Source organism: Amycolatopsis sp. lyj-90 (assembly GCF_046549035.1).
Lineage (GTDB): Bacteria > Actinomycetota > Actinomycetes > Mycobacteriales > Pseudonocardiaceae > Amycolatopsis.
The window spans coordinates 197,052-212,727 of record NZ_JAJPWP010000012.1 but is presented as its reverse complement, the minus strand read 5'-3'; the positions used below and the strand labels follow the sequence as shown (position 1 = coordinate 212,727).

General features: G+C 68.7%; 18 protein-coding genes. 9 read left to right on the top strand and 9 right to left on the bottom strand.

What is annotated here, in order from left to right; genetic code table 11:
* Positions 1–47: 47 nt before the first annotated feature.
* Complete coding sequence (locus ACLJPX_RS37035; RefSeq protein ID WP_410604958.1) at positions 48–767, top strand: VIT family protein; 720 nt, start codon at positions 48–50, stop codon at positions 765–767.
* Here the strand turns inward: ACLJPX_RS37035 and ACLJPX_RS37030 are convergent.
* The 5 genes from ACLJPX_RS37030 to ACLJPX_RS37010 form a co-directional block, all read right to left on the bottom strand.
* Entirely contained in the window at positions 754–1,575 is an 822-nt protein-coding gene (locus ACLJPX_RS37030) for a hypothetical protein (protein WP_410604957.1), read from the bottom strand. The genes ACLJPX_RS37035 and ACLJPX_RS37030 overlap by 14 nt on opposite strands.
* Complete coding sequence (locus ACLJPX_RS37025; RefSeq protein ID WP_410604956.1) at positions 1,562–2,725, bottom strand: hypothetical protein; 1,164 nt, start codon at positions 2,723–2,725, stop codon at positions 1,562–1,564. The genes ACLJPX_RS37030 and ACLJPX_RS37025 overlap by 14 nt, the downstream gene beginning before the upstream one ends.
* A 2-nt stretch (positions 2,726–2,727) precedes the next feature.
* Positions 2,728–3,015, bottom strand: a complete 288-nt coding sequence (locus ACLJPX_RS37020; RefSeq protein WP_410604955.1) for a hypothetical protein — start codon at positions 3,013–3,015, stop codon at positions 2,728–2,730.
* Positions 3,012–3,329, bottom strand: a complete 318-nt coding sequence (locus tag ACLJPX_RS37015; protein WP_410604954.1) for an SAV_915 family protein — start codon at positions 3,327–3,329, stop codon at positions 3,012–3,014. Before ACLJPX_RS37015 ends, ACLJPX_RS37020 begins: the two co-directional genes overlap by 4 nt.
* A 167-nt stretch (positions 3,330–3,496) precedes the next feature.
* Positions 3,497–4,957: a peptide MFS transporter gene (locus ACLJPX_RS37010; protein ID WP_410604953.1), complete on the bottom strand. Its 1,461-nt coding sequence runs from the start codon at positions 4,955–4,957 to the stop codon at positions 3,497–3,499.
* A 206-nt stretch (positions 4,958–5,163) separates the two neighbouring features.
* Here ACLJPX_RS37010 and nhaA point away from each other — a divergent pair, with 206 nt between their 5' ends.
* The 4 genes from nhaA to ACLJPX_RS36990 are packed head-to-tail and all read left to right on the top strand — an operon-like array spanning position 5,164 to position 8,267.
* On the top strand, positions 5,164–6,366 hold the full coding sequence (gene nhaA, locus ACLJPX_RS37005) for a Na+/H+ antiporter NhaA (protein WP_410604952.1): 1,203 nt from the start codon (positions 5,164–5,166) through the stop codon (positions 6,364–6,366).
* 48 nt (positions 6,367–6,414) lie between these two features.
* Positions 6,415–6,915, top strand: coding sequence for a phage holin family protein (locus ACLJPX_RS37000; protein WP_101611136.1), 501 nt, complete (start codon positions 6,415–6,417; stop codon positions 6,913–6,915).
* A gap of 15 nt (positions 6,916–6,930) precedes the next feature.
* Positions 6,931–7,854 (top strand): alpha/beta fold hydrolase, encoded by a 924-nt coding sequence (locus ACLJPX_RS36995; protein ID WP_410604951.1) that lies wholly within the window; start codon positions 6,931–6,933, stop codon positions 7,852–7,854.
* Positions 7,851–8,267 carry a DUF1992 domain-containing protein gene (locus tag ACLJPX_RS36990; RefSeq protein WP_410604950.1) on the top strand — a complete coding sequence of 139 codons (417 nt, stop codon included), beginning with the start codon at positions 7,851–7,853 and terminating at the stop codon, positions 8,265–8,267. Before ACLJPX_RS36995 ends, ACLJPX_RS36990 begins: the two co-directional genes overlap by 4 nt.
* Before the next feature lie 87 nt (positions 8,268–8,354).
* Here the strand turns inward: ACLJPX_RS36990 and ACLJPX_RS36985 are convergent, their stop codons facing one another.
* From ACLJPX_RS36985 to nth, 4 genes are read right to left on the bottom strand one after another with little or no spacing between them, the layout of a single operon-like run.
* The gene (locus ACLJPX_RS36985) at positions 8,355–9,539 is read right to left on the bottom strand and encodes a MarP family serine protease (RefSeq protein ID WP_410604949.1); all 1,185 of its coding nucleotides are present in this window, start codon (positions 9,537–9,539) and stop codon (positions 8,355–8,357) included.
* 6 nt (positions 9,540–9,545) lie between these two features.
* Positions 9,546–10,253, bottom strand: a complete 708-nt coding sequence (locus tag ACLJPX_RS36980) for an NUDIX hydrolase (protein ID WP_410604948.1) — start codon at positions 10,251–10,253, stop codon at positions 9,546–9,548.
* Positions 10,250–10,846: a TlpA family protein disulfide reductase gene (locus ACLJPX_RS36975; RefSeq protein WP_410604947.1), complete on the bottom strand. Its 597-nt coding sequence runs from the start codon at positions 10,844–10,846 to the stop codon at positions 10,250–10,252. Before ACLJPX_RS36975 ends, ACLJPX_RS36980 begins: the two co-directional genes overlap by 4 nt.
* Complete coding sequence (gene nth, locus ACLJPX_RS36970; protein ID WP_410605079.1) at positions 10,843–11,526, bottom strand: endonuclease III; 684 nt, start codon at positions 11,524–11,526, stop codon at positions 10,843–10,845. Before nth ends, ACLJPX_RS36975 begins: the two co-directional genes overlap by 4 nt.
* A gap of 238 nt (positions 11,527–11,764) precedes the next feature.
* Between nth and ACLJPX_RS36965 the strand changes: the two genes are divergently transcribed.
* The 4 genes from ACLJPX_RS36965 to dnaN all read left to right on the top strand — a co-directional run bounded on the left by ACLJPX_RS36965 (position 11,765) and on the right by dnaN (position 15,654).
* A complete protein-coding gene (locus tag ACLJPX_RS36965) occupies positions 11,765–12,016 on the top strand; it encodes a hypothetical protein (protein ID WP_005166943.1) in 252 nt (83 codons plus the stop codon).
* A 158-nt stretch (positions 12,017–12,174) separates the two neighbouring features.
* Positions 12,175–12,849, top strand: a complete 675-nt coding sequence (locus ACLJPX_RS36960) for a Crp/Fnr family transcriptional regulator (protein ID WP_003081747.1) — start codon at positions 12,175–12,177, stop codon at positions 12,847–12,849.
* A gap of 468 nt (positions 12,850–13,317) precedes the next feature.
* Positions 13,318–14,580: an MFS transporter gene (locus ACLJPX_RS36955; protein ID WP_410605078.1), complete on the top strand. Its 1,263-nt coding sequence runs from the start codon at positions 13,318–13,320 to the stop codon at positions 14,578–14,580.
* Positions 14,581–14,589: 9 nt separating this feature from the next.
* Positions 14,590–15,654, top strand: a complete 1,065-nt coding sequence (gene dnaN / locus ACLJPX_RS36950; RefSeq protein ID WP_410604946.1) for a DNA polymerase III subunit beta — start codon at positions 14,590–14,592, stop codon at positions 15,652–15,654.
* Positions 15,655–15,676 lie beyond the last annotated feature (22 nt).

Here is a 15,676-nt window from a genome sequence, read left to right as displayed (position 1 = left end):
AACAGTTTCCTCTCGCCGATTCCCGTTCTTCGTGTTTCACTGAAACGGTGACCGATACCGTGTCGACAGCCCATCCTCACGAACCTCATGAGGACCTCGGCGGCAAGCTGAACTGGCTGCGTGCCGGGGTTCTCGGCGCGAACGACGGGATCGTGTCGGTGGCGGGCATCGTGGTCGGCGTCGCGGGCGCGACCACCGACTCCACCGCGATCGCGACCGCGGGAATCGCGGGACTGGTCGCGGGCGCGCTTTCCATGGCGGGCGGCGAATACGTCTCGGTGAGCACCCAGCGCGACACCGAACGCGCGCAGTTGCGGCTGGAAAAACGCGAACTGAAAGAGATGCCCGAAGCCGAAGAACGGGAACTCGCGGGAATCTACGAGGCGAAGGGCCTTTCCCCGGAACTCGCCGCCGAGGTCGCCCGCGAACTGACCGAAAAGGACGCGCTGCAAGCGCACGCCGAGGCCGAACTCGGCATCGATCCGGACAATCTGACCAGTCCGTGGCAGGCGGCGTGGGCGTCGCTGGTGGCGTTCACCGTCGGCGCGCTGCTGCCACTGCTGTCGATCGTGTGGACGTCGACCTCGGCGCGGGTCTGGGCCTGCGCGTCGGCGGTCGTGGTCGGGCTGGTCCTGACCGGCTTCCTCAGCGCGAAACTCGGCGACGCGCACGTCGGCCGCGCGATCGCGAGGAACGTCGGTGTCGGCGCGCTGACGATGGTGGTGACCTACTACGTCGGCGTGCTGTTCGGCGTCAGTGTCGACTGAACCGGCGCAAAGAGGCGTCCGTGCCCAGTTCCGCGCGGGCGGCGGGGTTCTCCACGTAGAACCGCACCAGGTGATAGACGACGTTCGGATCGACGGCGAACGAAGTCGTGTCGATTTCGATCATCGGCGCGGGCGGCAGCTTGTCGAGCTTCCAGAACCCGCTGAGCTGCCGTTTGTCCCACGGCGCGTTCGTGTACGCGATCACCAGGACCTCGGGTGTCCCGTTGTACGCGGCCTTCGCCCCGGCGAACGCCTCCCACGGCAGGAACGACGAGAAAGCCCTGCCGCGCTGGAAAATGCCCTGCTGCGCCAGCACGACCCTGCCGCGTTGCAGCCGCCCAGCCAGCACGAAGCCGAAGAAACTGAGGAAGAACAAGGCGGCGATCCCGAGTAGCGCGGCCCCGACCGGCGCCGCGGGGACGTCTTCGCCCGCGGACAGGAAGTCCCACGCGCCCAGCGCGCAGATCGCCGTCACGCAGGCCATCAGCGCGGCCAGGATCGTGAAGGCCGCCTGCGAGTACCGGATTTCGGTCGCGGGCCGCCCCTCGTAGGTGGTGATCGCGATGTCGCCCTGACGATGGCCCGGCCGGACCCTGGTCACCAGCCCGTAGGCCGCCGTCAGCAGGAACAACGCCGCGAACAGCAGTGCGTACTTGAGCGCGCCCGCCTTGCCGATCGCGACGAAACCGAACCCGACGGGCACGCACGCGCCCCCGAGGAGCACCACGAAGACCAGCGCCGCCTTGTACTTCGCGCCGTCGCCGGGCGGCCATTCCGCGGGGCGTCCGTTCGGGTCAGAAGATGGCATCCCACGCGTCCTTGGCCAGTCCGCCGATGGCCTTGCCCGCATTGCCCACGGCTTCGGCCCCGTCCTCGATCGCTCCGCCCACGTCGCCGATCCCGTTCGTCCACAGGGAATCGACCATGCCCGACGCGAATACACCTACCACAGCACCGCCGATCGCACCGACCGCCGTTCCGACGACGGGCACCGGGATCAGGGTGCCGATCGCCGCGCCCGCGGCCACCGACGCACCGAAGCCGACCCCGCCGGAGACGATCGCCTGTGCGGCCGGTTTGCCGTTCGCGATGTCGTAGACGACCCCGGCGACGGCCAGCGCGCCACCCGCGCGAAGCCCCCATTTCGCCGCGTTGGCGTCGGTGCTCTTGGCCGCCGCGGCGACGTCGTCGGCCTGCGCGGCCGCCGTCCGGCCGAGGTCGACATCGCGATAAATCTGCGACGCCGGTGTCCCCGCCGGCGCGGTTCGCGCTCGTTCCAGGAACTTCGCGGATTCTTCGGAAAGGAACTTCGCCTGCTTGCCGAGAATCGACGAATGCTTCGCGGCGAGCGTCCCGGCGGCGCCACTGGTGAGATCACCGACCACGAGGAACCACTTCTGCGTGACGTCCTGCCAGACGTTCTTCAACGTGTCACCCGCGAGCTTCGCGATGTGCCGCGCGGCGTCGGATTCGGTTTTGGCGGTGTTGTAGGCGGTGACCTTGGCCGCGTGCGCGTTGGAAGCGGTGACGGCGTCGTTGTGCGACTTCACCGCCTCCGGCGTCGCGGCCTCGCCGGTGGGAGCCGCGCCGGGTGCGGACGGCCCCTTGCCCGGATCCACGATCACTTCGCCGTTCACCGTGAGCCCGGCGCCCGCCGCGCGTTCCCGGACCTTGCGCATGTCCTCCTGGGCACGGTGCAGGTCCGCGGCGTAGGTGTCGAAGTTCTGCGCGGCCGCTTTCGCGGCGGCCGACAACTGATCGGTCTTCTCGGCGCCGGTGGTCATCTTGGCGCGGAAGGCCTGGCCGCCCTCGCCACCCCATCCGGCGTCGGCGCTGTTCCGGGCGTTGTAGATCTGCGTCGCCGCTTCCGAAACGCTTTTCGCCAGCGAGTCCCGCAGCCAATGGCCCGCGCCGCGGACGCTTTCCGGATTTCCCTCGATCTTGGTGTCGATTCCCATGGTCAGCGCCCCCCGGCCGCCTTCTGTACGTCTTCACCCGCGGCATGGTCTTGCTCGCGGTATCCCTTGTTCGCCGTGGCGACGTCGTCACCGGCCCCCGCCGCCCCCAGTACGAACGAACTCGCGTTCTCGACGAAATGCGCGAGGATGCCGGTCACCGCGGGCGTGCCATCACCCGCGTCAGGGGTTCCCGGGACCGAATTCCCCAGATTGTCTACGTCGGAGCCGGCGTCGCGCAGTGTTTTCGCGATGCCGTCCAGGACGTCGTGATCGACCTTCGGCCCGGTCATGCCGCCCCCTCCTGGCGCTTGTCCTCGGGAATCACGACATCGAGCAGCAAGAGCTGGAAGGACTGCGCTTTCTGGAGCGCGTCGAGTCCCGGCGTCGGCATGACGATCCATGGCTGGTTCGGGCCGCAGCAGTCATGCAGACGGTCGAGCGCGGAATACGCGAGGAGCGCGACCCGGCCGTCTCTCGTGGTGCGCATGGCGACGCGGGCTTCACTGGCGTCGGCCACGGCTTCCACGCAGGGCAGGTACACGACCGGCGGGAATTCCCGCGGGATCGGTTTGCCGTCCGACTGTGCGTTTTCGGGACTCGTCATCTTGTCAACCCTGTTGGTCCGGTTTGCGTCGTCCGTGATGATCGTCTCAGTTCGTCCCCTCGGACGCAGAACAATGACGACGGGTTCCCGAAAGGCCCGAAATGCGTGAAGGCCCCCTTCCTCGCGTTGTGCGCGGGAAGGAGGCCTTCACTTTCGAATCGGAGCGTCTAGTGGACGCCCTTCATCAGCTTGCGGATCATCGGCGTCGCCACCAGAAGGGCCACACCGACCACGATGGCGACCCCGCCGACGATGCTGAAGTACGGCGCTTCGTCGTCCACCGAGTAGTACTCGGCGAGCTTTCCGGACATCGCCGTACCGAGTGAGATGGACAGGAAGTTCAGCGCCACCATCTGCGTCCGGAAGGCCTCCGGCGCGAGTTTGGTCGAAAGCGAAAGACCGACCGGCGAAAGCATCAGTTCCGCCATGGTGAACACGAACAGGATGCCCGCCAGCGCGAGCAGCGGGCTGGCGTTCTTGCCGCTGCCGACCATCGGGAGGAACAACAGGAACGCCAAGCCCATGGTCACCGTGCCGAGCACGAACTTGACCGGCGAGGACGGCTGCCGCGAGCCGAGTTTCGTCCAGATCGCCGCGATCACCGGCGCGAACAGGATGATGAACACCGGGTTGATCGAGTTGACCCACGCCACCGGCATCTCCCAGCCGAAGATGGTGCGGTTCAGCCGCTCGTCGGTGTAGGCCGCGACGACGGTGAACTGTTGCTGGTACAGCGAGAAGAACGCCGCGCTCGCGATGAACATCGGGATGAACGAGTACACCCGGCTGCGTTCCTCGGAGGTGATCTTCTTGCTGCTGATGATCACCACGAAGTAGATCACCGAGATGACCGCGACGGTCCAGACGACGATGTCGACCAGGTTCGCCGGGTTGATCACCCCGAAGACGATCAGGAGCACGATCGCCGCGACACCGGCCGCGGTACCGATGAAGACCAGCGGACGCTGCGACGCGGGCAGCGGGTTGGGGATCTCGCTCGCCTTCTCGCCGAGGTTCTTGCGGCCGATCGTGTACTGGGTCAGGCCGAGCGCCATCCCGACCGCGGCGAGCCCGAAGCCGATGTGGAAGCCGAGTTCGCTCTGCGCGAGGCCGGTCAGCAGCGGTCCGACGAAACCACCGATGTTCACGCCCATGTAGAAGATCGTGAAACCACCGTCGCGGCGCTCGTCGTCCTTCGCGTACAGCGTCCCGACGATGGCCGTGGCGTTGGACTTCAGCCCGCCACTGCCGACGGCGACGCAGAAGAGACCCACGGCGATACCGGCCAGCCCGGGCAGGATCGCCAGGCTGATGTGGCCGATCATGATCAGGATCGCGCTGTAGAACAGCGTCCGTTCGGAGCCGAGCACGCGGTCCGCGACCCAGGCGCCGATCACCGCCGACAGGTAGACCATGCCGCCGTACGCGCCGACGATGCCGAGCGCGGAGGCCTTCGGCAGCGCGAGGCCACCCTGACTGACTTCGTAGTAGAGGTAGATGGGGAGGATGCCGAGCATCCCGTAATAGGAGAACCGCTCCCACATCTCGACGCCGAAGAGGTTCGCCAGCCCTCGTGGGTGCCCGAAGAACCTCGTGTCGTGCTGGACCTCGGTAGAGGTACTCACCATGCCGTCCTTATCGAAGACATCGTTGTCGGTTTTCACTTGACATGCTAGAAGCCCAGCATGTGGACGGGACACCGACGTCCGGATGATCTTGTGGCAACCGTCATGAAGAGATGAAATTCGCAGCTCAAGGCGTTAAAATCGAGTCAAGGTGCGCCGGGAAGTCTGGTCGGCAACAGTATTCGTGTCGCCGAAAACCGGAGGATGCCTTGTCCGGCCCCAACCGTCCCGCGAAAGCCGTCGTCGCCGACTTCGCCCGCTATCTCCGCACCGAGACCACCGGCGGGCTGATCCTGCTCGGTGCCACCGCCATCGCCCTGCTCTGGGCTAATTCGCCCATCGACGACCTTTACCGCGCGATCCGCGATTTCCGGCTCGGCCCCGAATTCCTGCACCTGAATCTGACGATCGGCGATTGGGCCAAGGACGGCCTGCTCGCACTGTTCTTCTTCGTCGCGGGACTCGAACTCAAACGCGAACTCGTGGTCGGCGAACTCTCCCGGTTCAAGCAGGCGATCCTGCCGGTGGTGGCCGCGATCGGCGGCATGATCGTCCCGGCGCTGGTCGCCCTCGCCGTCGGCTGGGGGGCGCCGGGCATCGATCGCGCGTGGGCCATCCCGGTCGCCACGGACATCGCCTTCGCGCTGGGCGTGCTCGCCATCACCGCGTCCAACCTGCCGAGCAGCGCGCGGGTCTTCCTGCTCTCGCTGGCGGTGGTCGACGACCTCGGCGCGATCCTCGTCATCGCGATCCTGTTCACCGCGAAGTTCGACCTCGTCGCCGCGGGTGTCGCCGTCGTCGCTCTCGCGCTGTACGCCTATCTGCAGCACCGTCGCGTCCGCAGCGCCTGGATCTACGTGCCGCTCGCGCTGATCACCTGGGTCGCGGTGCACTCGGCGGGCATCCACGCCACCATCGCCGGCGTCGCGCTCGGCCTGCTCACCCGCGTCCGCTCTGACGAAGGCGAGGAGCACGCACCAGCGATCCGGCTCGAACACCGACTGCAGCCGTGGTCGGCCGCGGTCGCCGTGCCGTTGTTCGCGCTGTTCGCCGCGGGGATCACCGTGAACGCCGAGTCGCTCGGCGCCGTCTTCACCACGGCGTTGCCGCTGGCCGTCCTGGTCGGGCTGGTCGGCGGGAAGCTCGTCGGGATCTTCGGCGCCAGCCTGCTCGCGGTGAAGTTCAAGCTCGCGGAGAAACCCAGGGGCATGGGCTGGCGGGACATCGGCGCGCTGTCGATGCTCGGCGGCGTCGGGTTCACCGTGAGCCTGCTGATCGCCGACCTCGCGCTCGACGGCGAGTCCGTCGAACTGGCGAAGACGGCGGTCTTGATCGCTTCGGCCATCGCCTCGCTTTCGGCCGCCGCGATGCTCGTGCACCGCAGCCGCGTGCACGCGCGCGAGGATCTCTAGCGCGACACTCGCCGGTCCGCCGCGCCCAGGATGAGGGCACGTGGCACGATGACCGGTGTGAGCAGCCCCAAGCACGAACGCACCGGCCCCGACGGCGTGGGGGCCGTGCCCTACCTCCCCCTGTCGAGCGATGACGACGTGGTAGCGAGCGAGCAGTCCCTCGGGAAACTCGTCGGCGATGCCACACAGCACGTCTCGACGCTGATCCGCGCCGAGGTCGAGCTGGCCAAATCCGAGGTCGTCGCGGAGGCGAAGAAGGGCCTCAAGGGAGCCCTCTTCTTCCTGATCGCGCTGGTCATCGGGCTGTACAGCTCGTTCTTCTTCTTTTTCTTCCTCGGCGAACTGCTGTCGGAGTGGCTGCAGCGCTGGGCGGCGTTCGCGATCGTGTTCGGGTTGATGCTCGTCACGACCATCGCCGCGGGCTTCCTCGGCTACCTGAAGGTGAAGAAGATCAAGGCGCCGGAGCGCACGATCAACAGCTTCAAGGACACCGCCGCCGCGTTCAAGCCGAAGCACGACGCGGACGACGTGCCCGCGGATCGCGGCTGAGAAGTCTTCGAATCGGTGCAGGCGACACCGGACCCGTCGATCGTCCGGACCGACGGTCCGTGGACCCATCGTGACGTCTCAGCAAATGGCATCCGACTGCACGTCGCCGAACTCGGCGACGGCCCGGTGGTCCTGCTGCTGCACGGGTTCGCCGAGTTCTGGTGGACCTGGCACCACCAGCTGACCGCGCTCGCCGACGCCGGTTTCCGCGCGGTCGCGGTGGATCTGCGCGGCTACGGAGACTCGGACAAACCCCCGCGCGGCTACGACGCCTGGACCCTCGCGGGCGACGTCGGCGGGCTGATCAAGTCACTCGGCGCGCGCAAGGCCCATCTCGTCGGACATGCCTGGGGCGGCATGCTCGCGTGGACGGTCGGCGCGCTGCACCCCCGGCTGGTCTCGTCGGTCAGCGTGCTGGGCGGCGCGCATCCGCTGGCGTTGCGCCGGGCCGTCCGGCGGCCGGGGCAGCTGCGCGCTTCGGGACATCTGTTTCGCTTCCAGGTGCCGATGGCGCCGGAGAAATGGCTGGTCAAGGACGACGCGTTCGCCGTCGAGGAGCTTTTCCGGAGCTGGTCCGGTCCACAATGGACGGATACTTCGGACTTCGCCGAAACCGTCCGGACGTTCCGGCAGGCGATGCTCGTGCCGGGAGTGCCGCACAGCGCGCTCGAGTACTACCGATGGGCGTTCCGCGCGCAGTTCCGCGGCGAAGGCCGCCGGTTCAGCGAAGCACTGCGAGGCCGCTATGCCGCCCGAGTGCTGCAACTGCACGGCGAGGACGACCGGTGCGTCCTGCCGGACACCGCGGCCGCGTCGCGCCGCTGGGCCCCGGACGCGCGACTCGAACGCTGGCCCGGCATCGGGCACTTCCCGCATCTGGAGGCCCCGGAGCGCACTTCGGCCGCGCTGGTGGACTTCCTCCGTATCTTGGAAGCATGACCGAGCGCAAACCGACGGGCGTGTCGTTCGAGTCCTGGGTGGACCGGCAGGTCAGTGCCGCACAGGCGAAGGGCGACTTCGACGACCTTCCCGGCGCGGGGAAACCGCTGCCGAAGACCGACGGCAAGGACACCGCGCTCGCCTGGGTGGTGAACAAGGTCCGCAGCGAAGGGCACGACGTTTCGGCGTTGCTGCCGCCGTCGCTGGCGATCGCCAAGGAACTCGACGACCTGCCGGACACACTGGCGCGGGTGCGCCGGGAGGCACGGGTGCGGGAGATCGTCGAGGAACTGAACGAACGGATCCGGACCGAGCACCGGCGTCCGGCGGGCGGGCCGGTACTGCGGGCACGGCCGCTGGACGTCGAGGAGACCGTGGCTTCGTGGCGCGAGGGCCGCTCTTCGGGCTCCTGACCCGCTTCGCGCGCGCTATGAAAGGCCCGTTACTTGCAAAATTTGCAAGTAACGGGCCTTTCATAGCACCGGCCGGCGGCGGAACGCTCAGTTGGCGCAGGGACCGGTGGAAGTGTTCGCGCTCAGCGCCGGAGCCGTGTCCACCACCGGTTTGACCTGTTCGGACGTCAGCGTGAAGCCGGTCTCCGGATCCTCGACGGCCGCGCCGAAGACGACCCCGATGACCTCACCCTCGGGATTGATCATCGGCCCGCCCGAGTTCCCGCTGCGGACCTGCCCGCGCACGGTGAACACGTCGCGCTGCACGGTGTTGGACTCGTAGATGTCCGGCCCGCGCAGGTTGATCCGGCCGCGCACTCTGGCGGGCGTCGCGGTGTACGGGCCGTCGAGCGGGTAGCCGAGCACGATCGCGTTGTCGCCCGCCCGAGCGACCTTCGGCGTGAACGGGAGCACCGGCGCCTGCAACCTCGGCACCGCGAGCACGGCCACGTCGGCCTCGGGGTCGAAGTAGACGACCCTGGCCGCGAACTTGCCCGAAGTCGCTTCGATGGCGACCTCGTCGGTGCCGGCGACGACGTGCGCGTTCGTCATCACGCGCTGCGGCGCGATGACGAAACCGCTGCCTTCCAGCGCCCGCGAGCACGAAGTCGCGTTGCCGCGGATCTTCACGACGCTGCCGTGCACCTGCTTGACGATCGCGCTCGCCTGCAGCGCGGTGTCCGGCGGGCTGGTGTCCTGGACGTTCGGCTTCTGGAACGGGTCCACAATGGACGGGAAGCCCGACGCGTCCAGCAGTTTGCGCAGTTCGCTCGGGAATCCCTGTGCCGCGTCCGGCATGACGTCGTTGACGCCGCCGAGCACGACGGAGCTGTTGATCGATTTCGCCAGCCCGGGCACTCCCGAGACGGCCGTGAGCGGCGTCGCGATCAGCCAGGCGACCACGAACACCACGGCGGCCTGCACCACCGCGCCGAGCGTCTTGTCGACGCCGGAAAGCTTGTCCGGGTTGATCTTCTGGCGCAGTTTCCGCCCCACCCAGACGCCGAGGGTCTCGCCGAGCGCGACCAGGAACACCACGGTCGCCACCGCGAAGGCGACCTTCGCCGCCGGATGCTCGAAAAGTTCGACGACCAGCGGCGCGATCTTGATCCCCGCGAGCGCGCCCAGCACCACCCCGACCAACGAGGGGAGAGCGATGATCACCCCCTGGAACGCGCCGGACACGCCCGCCAGCAGCGCGAGCAGGATCACCAGTACGTCAACCCAGTTCACCGGCGCCTACTCCTTCTCCGGCACTTGCCGCCCGTCGACCCGCGCCTGATGTTCGGCCAACGCTACGTCAAGGTCCCGGACGTCGCCGTGGTCCCAGTCCCGTTCCCAGCCGCCGAGCGACAACGTCATCGCCAGCAGACCGGCCGTGAAGCCCCAGACGAACAACCCGCCGACGTCGAACGCCGGGCCCTTCCAGTCGAATCCCTCGCGCCTGACCTGGAACCGGTTGGCCGGGTCGGTCAGTTCGGCGACCGGCACCCGCGCCACCGCCGCCGTCTCGCCGGGATCGACGGCGTGCACCGGGGACGGCGTCCGCCAGTAGGCGAGCACCGGCGTCACGGCGAAGGCGGAAACCGGCACGAACAGTTCGGGGAAGACGGCGACCGGCAGCACGCCGGAAGGCTCGACGCCGGTCTCTTCTTCCGCCTCGCGCAGCGCGGTGCCGACCGGCCCGTCGTCACCGGACTCGGCGCCACCGCCGGGGAAGGAGACCTGGCCCGCGTGCGAGCCGAGCGTGTCGGCGCGGCGCTGGAGCAGGACGTCCGGCCCCTGCGGGCCCTCGCCGAAGAGCATCAGGACGGACGCGGACCGGTAGCTCGCGTCCGGTGGCACGCTGAACCGGCTGAAGGCGGCCGCGTCGACGTCCCCGCTGATCTTGACGAGCGGTTGCAGCCAGGCGGGCACGGCCTCCGGGTGCACGAGAGGGCCGGTCATGGTGTCCCTTCCACTGCGGCGCGCACCTGCTCAGTGTTCAGGAAGACGCGTGGGTTCTCGATGAGCCGGACGTCTCCCCCCTTCGTGACCAGGTACGTCGCCGGAAGAGAGGGAGGGACCTTCAGTGCCGTCCGCGCCGGCCCCGACTGACCGTCACCGTCGAACACCGACGGCAGCCGGATACCGAGCTCGGCCAGCAACGCCAGACCGTCGGCCCCGGAGCTCGCGACCTGGACGAGGAGCACGCGCGCGGCACCGGGCTGCGCGGCGTACTCCTGCAGCAGCGGCAGCTCGGAGCGGCACGGCTGGCACCACGACGCCCACAGGTTGACCAGCACGGGACCGTCCGAAAGCGCCCGGGCGAGATCGACCCGGGAGCCGTCGCCGAGGCATTCGACATCGACCCCGCGCAGCTTCGCCACCTCGCCGGGGCCAGGCGGCGGGCACGCGGCCAGCCCGGCCTTCGCGCGGGCGGCTGTCAGGTCGCCGGAGGTCTTCACCGGCCCCTGACTGTCACGAGTCGTGAGCAACGCGACGATCAGGGCCACCACCAGCACGGCGGCGCCGAGGGCCAGTTTGGTGACCCTGGTCACCGCGCGGCCGCCAGATCCAGGATGTGCTCGCGTTCTTCGCCCTTGACCAGCTTCGCGGCCTCTTCGAAGTCCGTCGGGCCGGTTCCGTACGAGGGGCACATCTTGGCCAGCGGACAGGCGCCACAGGCGGGTTTGCGGGCGTGGCAGACGCGGCGGCCGTGGAAGATCGTCCGGTGCGACAGGAGCGTCCACTCCTTGCGCGGGATCAGCTCGCCGACGGCGTGCTCGACCTTGACCGGGTCTTCCTCCTCGGTCCAGCCCCAGCGGCGGACCAGGCGGCCGAAGTGGGTGTCGACGGTTATCCCCGGCACTCCGAAGGCGTCGCCGAGCACGACGTTGGCCGTTTTGCGGCCGACACCGGGCAGCGTGACGAGGTCCTTCAGCTTGCCGGGCACTTCACCGTCGTAGCGCTCCACCAGCGCGGCGCCGAGTCCCATCACCGAGTTCGCCTTGGCCCGGAAAAAGCCCGTCGACCGGAGGTATTCCTCGAGTTCGGTTCGGTCGGCGCCGGCGTAGTCGGCGGCACTTCGATAGCGCGCGAAGAGCGCGGGGGTGACCTGATTCACGCGGACGTCGGTGGTCTGCGCCGAAAGCACGACCGCGACCAGCAGTTCGAGCGGAGTGGTGAAGTCAAGCTCACAGTGCGCGTCCGGGAACTCGTCGTCGAGGCAACGCTTCATCCGCCTGGCGCGTCTCACCAATGCGAGCCGGCTTTCACCCTTGCCCCCCGCGCGGGGGGCATTGGTGGGAGCAGGAGGCACCCCGATAGCCTACGGGCGCCATCGGACGAGCCAGTGGGGAGCACCCGCCGGTCGTCGTCCGACACGCCAGAGCACCACCTCGGCGCTTCGATCGAGGACGCCATGAGCGAGGATCTGGAGTAATGCACAATTTTTCGGAATTCCCAGGGCAGGGCTCATGACAGTCTGGTTCGTCATCCTCGTCCCCTTGGTGATCATGTTCTTCGCGCTGTTCATGGAACGCGTGGAGACCAGGCTCAAGCACGTCGCGGTGCAGGAGAACGAAGTCGAGGAGTTCCTCGAGCAGGCGCAGCCCAACGAGGTCCGAGCCCTGTACGGGCACGGCATCGGGCGCGCGCTCGAGCTGTTCCGGCTGCGCAGGCTGGGCGGGAAGGCGGCCAGGCTTCGCGCGCGGCGCGTGCGGAGTTAGGCTCCACGTTCGAGCGAGATCGTTCCCGGCACCGACGCGCCTGCGGCGTGCCGACGAGCGATCTCGCGCGCACGACCTAGACTGACGCAAAAGTGAGCGGCGACACGGTCCCCGGCAGTGGGGGATCGACGTCGTATCTCGATGAGGAGGCACCCGAGGTGGACGAAACCCTGGCCCGAGCGGGCATTTTCCAGGGTGTTGAGCCGGCAGCCGCCGAGGCGCTGGCACAGACCTTGGAATCCGTGGAGTTCCCTCGCGGGCATGTCATCTTCAACGAGGGTGAACCCGGCGACAAGCTTTACATCATCCAGTCCGGCAAGGTGAAGATCGGCCGCAAGTCACCCGACGGCCGCGAGAACCTGCTGGGCATCTTCGGTCCGTCCGACATGTTCGGCGAGCTGTCCATCTTCGACCCCGGCCCCCGGACGTCCAGCGCGACGACCGTGACCGAGGTCCGCGCGGTGACGATGGACCGCCCGGCGCTGCGGCAGTGGATCTCCACCCGCCCGGAGATCGCCGAGCAGTTACTGCGCGTGGTCGCCCGTAGGCTGCGCCGGACGAACAACATGGTCGCCGAGCTGATCTTCACCGACGTCCCCGGACGTGTGGCGCGCGCGCTGCTGCAGCTCGCGCAGCGGTTCGGCAGCCAGGAAGCAGGCCTGCTGCGGGTCACGCACGACCTGACGCAGGAAGAGATCGCCCAGTACGTGGGCGCTTCGCGCGAGACCGTCAACAAGGCTCTCGCCGACTTCGCGCACCGCGGCTGGCTGCGGCTCGAGGGCAAGAGCGTCCTGATCCTGGACCCGGAGCGCCTGGCCCGACGCGCCCGGTAACCGACAGCACTCCTCAACTGCCGCAAGTAGTCCTCTACTTGCGGCAGTTGTGCGTTCAAGTACCGCGACTAGAGGACTACTTGCGGAGAGACAACGAAGAGCCGGGCGCCACCCCCGACGTGGCGCACCGGCTCTTCGCTGTGCGCGGACCATCCCCCGACGATCCGCGCTCCCCGCCCTCCGGATTCAGGCCCCGACCCGTACGCCGGAGGGAGTTGGAGATTGTGTGTTGTCGTACAACCATCCACGGCCGTCGGCCGTGGATTCAAGTTCTTTCACTCTCAAGGACGCCATCTGCGTCGATTTGTTGCCCCGAATGACTCAGATTTGACCGACTGTTACCCGATCGTGACGAACCTGTGGGCTTCAGGGCTCGTAGTACCCGAATCCGGTGGTGACCAAACTTACCGCCCGAGATCTGGTACTCGCGTACCAAAGTAGTTCATACTGGTACGCGTGTCCCAGTCTGTGTCCGCTTCCGCCGAGAACCACCGCACCTCCCTCGCCGACTACCGAGCCGCGCTGACGGCGCCCGGATCCCGCGGGGCGGTCATCGCGTCCCTGCTCGCCCGCCTGCCGATCGCCATGATCGGCATTTCCGCGCTGCTCTACGTCCAGCGCGAGACGGGCTCCTTCGCCTCGGCCGGGCTGGTGTCGGCCGGGTCGCTGGTCGGTGTCTCCGTCGGCGCGGTGGTGCAGGGACGGCTCATCGACCGTTTCGGGCCGACGCGGCCGCTGCTGACCACGACGGTGTTCTTCGCGCTGGCGATGACCGGGCTGGTATTCGCGATCGAGGCGCACGCGCCGACGCTCGTGCTGGTCCCGCTCGCCTTCGGCACCGGGATCACCGAACCGATGGTCGGCTCGGCCTCGCGGGCACTGTGGACACGGTTGCTGCCCGCCGGGCCGACGCGGAACGCGGCGTTCTCCTACGAAGCGATCAGCATGGAGGTCTTCTTCATCCTCGGCCCGGGGTTCGCCGGGCTGCTGATCGCCGCGCCGTGGGCGGGCACCGGAATCGTCGTGGGCTCGCTGACCATGATCGCGGGCGCGGTGGTGTTCGCGCTGAGCCCGACCGTGCGGGCCTGGGGACCGTCACCGTCTTCGGGCGGCAAACTGCTCGGCGCGCTGGCCAGCCCCGGCATGCGCACCCTCGCGATCGCCGCGCTGGGCTTCGGCGCCGTGATCGGCTTCGTCGAGGTCGCCGTCCCAGCGGCCGCCACCGAAGCGGGCAACACCTCCATCGGCGGACTGCTGCTCTCGGCTTGGTCGGTCAGCTCGGTCGCGTTCGGCGTCGCGTACAGCCTGCGCCCGTGGCCGCGTCAGATGGGCCTGCGGCTGCCGGTCCTGCTCGCCGGATTCGGCGCGCTGGTGGCGCTGCTCGCGCTGCCGGGGTCGCTCTGGGGCCTCGCGCTCGCCATGCTCGCCGCGGGTGCCCTCATCACGCCGCAGTCGACGACGCACTCCGCGGCCATCGAGATCGCCGCGCCGAAGGGCACGGCGGCCGAGGCGTTCGGCTGGGTGCTCACCGCGGTGACCCTTGGTCTCGCGTTCGGCCAGTCGATCAGCGGCTACCTCGTCGAGCACGCGGGGTACGAAGCGGCGTTCCTCGCCGCCGGCGTCGTCGGCTTCGCGCTCGCCGCGGTGGTCTGGCTGCTGCGCGGCACCTTCCGCCCGCAGCCGTCCGGAGCCGTCGCCGAAGCCCCCGAACTTGTCGGTGCCGCCCGCTAACTTGCGGGCATGGACCTGACTGCCGCCACCCGCTCCCTCTCGTCCGCCGTTTCCGCCGCCGCCCGCCTGCTTTCCGCCCGTTCCGGCCTGCTCCTGCGAGCCGGGCGGGAAGGCCTGACCGTCGGCGGCAACGACAGCGAACGAGCAGTCCGCCTGACCTGCGACGCCGTCTCGCACACCGACGGTGAGGTGGTCGTCCCCGCCGGGCCGCTCGCCGAAACCCTGCGCATGCTCGACGACGATCAGGTGCGCCTGGTCGTCGAAGGTTCACGGCTGGCCGTGCGGGTCGAGGGCGGCCGGTTCGCGCTGCCGCTGCTGAGCCGCGAACTGCGCTTGCCGGACATGCCGCCCCTGGTGTCCGAAGTGGACGGTTCCGCGCTGGTGACGGCGTTGCGCACGGTCGCGGGCACCGCGGCCAAGGACGACGCGCTGCCGATGTTCACCGGCGTCCGCGTGCAGAGTTTCAGCCGTGAACTGCGGCTGACCGCGTCCGACCGGTACCGGATGGCCGTGGCCACCCTGCCGCTGCGCGCCGGAGGCGACCCGATCGACGCGCTCGTCCCGGCTGGCCTGCTCGCCGAGACGGCCAAGCAAGCGCGGGGCCCCGTCGGCCTGCACGGCGACGGAACCCGGTTCGGGATGAGCTGGGAGGGCGTCGCGGTCACCACCGCCGTACTCGACGCGGGATTCCTGTCGGAGAAGCTGATCGAATCGTCCACTGTGGACACGACGGTCGAGGTCGCCGCCGACGCGCTGGCCGCCGCCGTGCGCCGGGTGGGCGTCTACGCGGACGAGCGCCGGGTGCTGACGCTGGAGGTCGGCGATTCGCACCTGCGGCTCGCCAGTTCCAAGCAGGACACCGGCGAGGCCGAGCAGACCTTGAAGGCCGAAGTGTCCGGCGGCCGGACGTCGCCCTCGTTCCAGGCGCGCTACCTGCTGGACGCGCTGCAGGGTTTCGCCGGGGAGCGGGTGCGGCTCGACATCCAGCCCGGGATGCGGGCTTGCGTCATCCGCTCCGTTGAGCCGAGCGAAGTGGACCTGACGTACTACGTGATGCCGATGCTCCCGCGCTGACTCCCGGGTCCGTGCCGTGAGC

What these genes read in the sequence shown, in the direction of transcription:
- nth (WP_410605079.1), bottom strand. Translation starts at nt 11,526, where the DNA reads ATGAAGCGTTGCCTCGACGACGAGTTCCCGGACGCGCACTGTGAGCTT.
- ACLJPX_RS36965 (WP_005166943.1), top strand. Translation starts at nt 11,765, where the DNA reads ATGACAGTCTGGTTCGTCATCCTCGTCCCCTTGGTGATCATGTTCTTC.
- ACLJPX_RS37030 (WP_410604957.1), bottom strand. Translation starts at nt 1,575, where the DNA reads ATGCCATCTTCTGACCCGAACGGACGCCCCGCGGAATGGCCGCCCGGC.
- ACLJPX_RS37025 (WP_410604956.1), bottom strand. Translation starts at nt 2,725, where the DNA reads ATGGGAATCGACACCAAGATCGAGGGAAATCCGGAAAGCGTCCGCGGC.
- ACLJPX_RS36990 (WP_410604950.1), top strand. Translation starts at nt 7,851, where the DNA reads ATGACCGAGCGCAAACCGACGGGCGTGTCGTTCGAGTCCTGGGTGGAC.
- ACLJPX_RS37000 (WP_101611136.1), top strand. Translation starts at nt 6,415, where the DNA reads ATGACCGGTGTGAGCAGCCCCAAGCACGAACGCACCGGCCCCGACGGC.
- dnaN (WP_410604946.1), top strand. Translation starts at nt 14,590, where the DNA reads ATGGACCTGACTGCCGCCACCCGCTCCCTCTCGTCCGCCGTTTCCGCC.
- ACLJPX_RS37010 (WP_410604953.1), bottom strand. Translation starts at nt 4,957, where the DNA reads ATGGTGAGTACCTCTACCGAGGTCCAGCACGACACGAGGTTCTTCGGG.
- ACLJPX_RS36980 (WP_410604948.1), bottom strand. Translation starts at nt 10,253, where the DNA reads ATGACCGGCCCTCTCGTGCACCCGGAGGCCGTGCCCGCCTGGCTGCAA.
- ACLJPX_RS37020 (WP_410604955.1), bottom strand. Translation starts at nt 3,015, where the DNA reads ATGACCGGGCCGAAGGTCGATCACGACGTCCTGGACGGCATCGCGAAA.
- ACLJPX_RS37015 (WP_410604954.1), bottom strand. Translation starts at nt 3,329, where the DNA reads ATGACGAGTCCCGAAAACGCACAGTCGGACGGCAAACCGATCCCGCGG.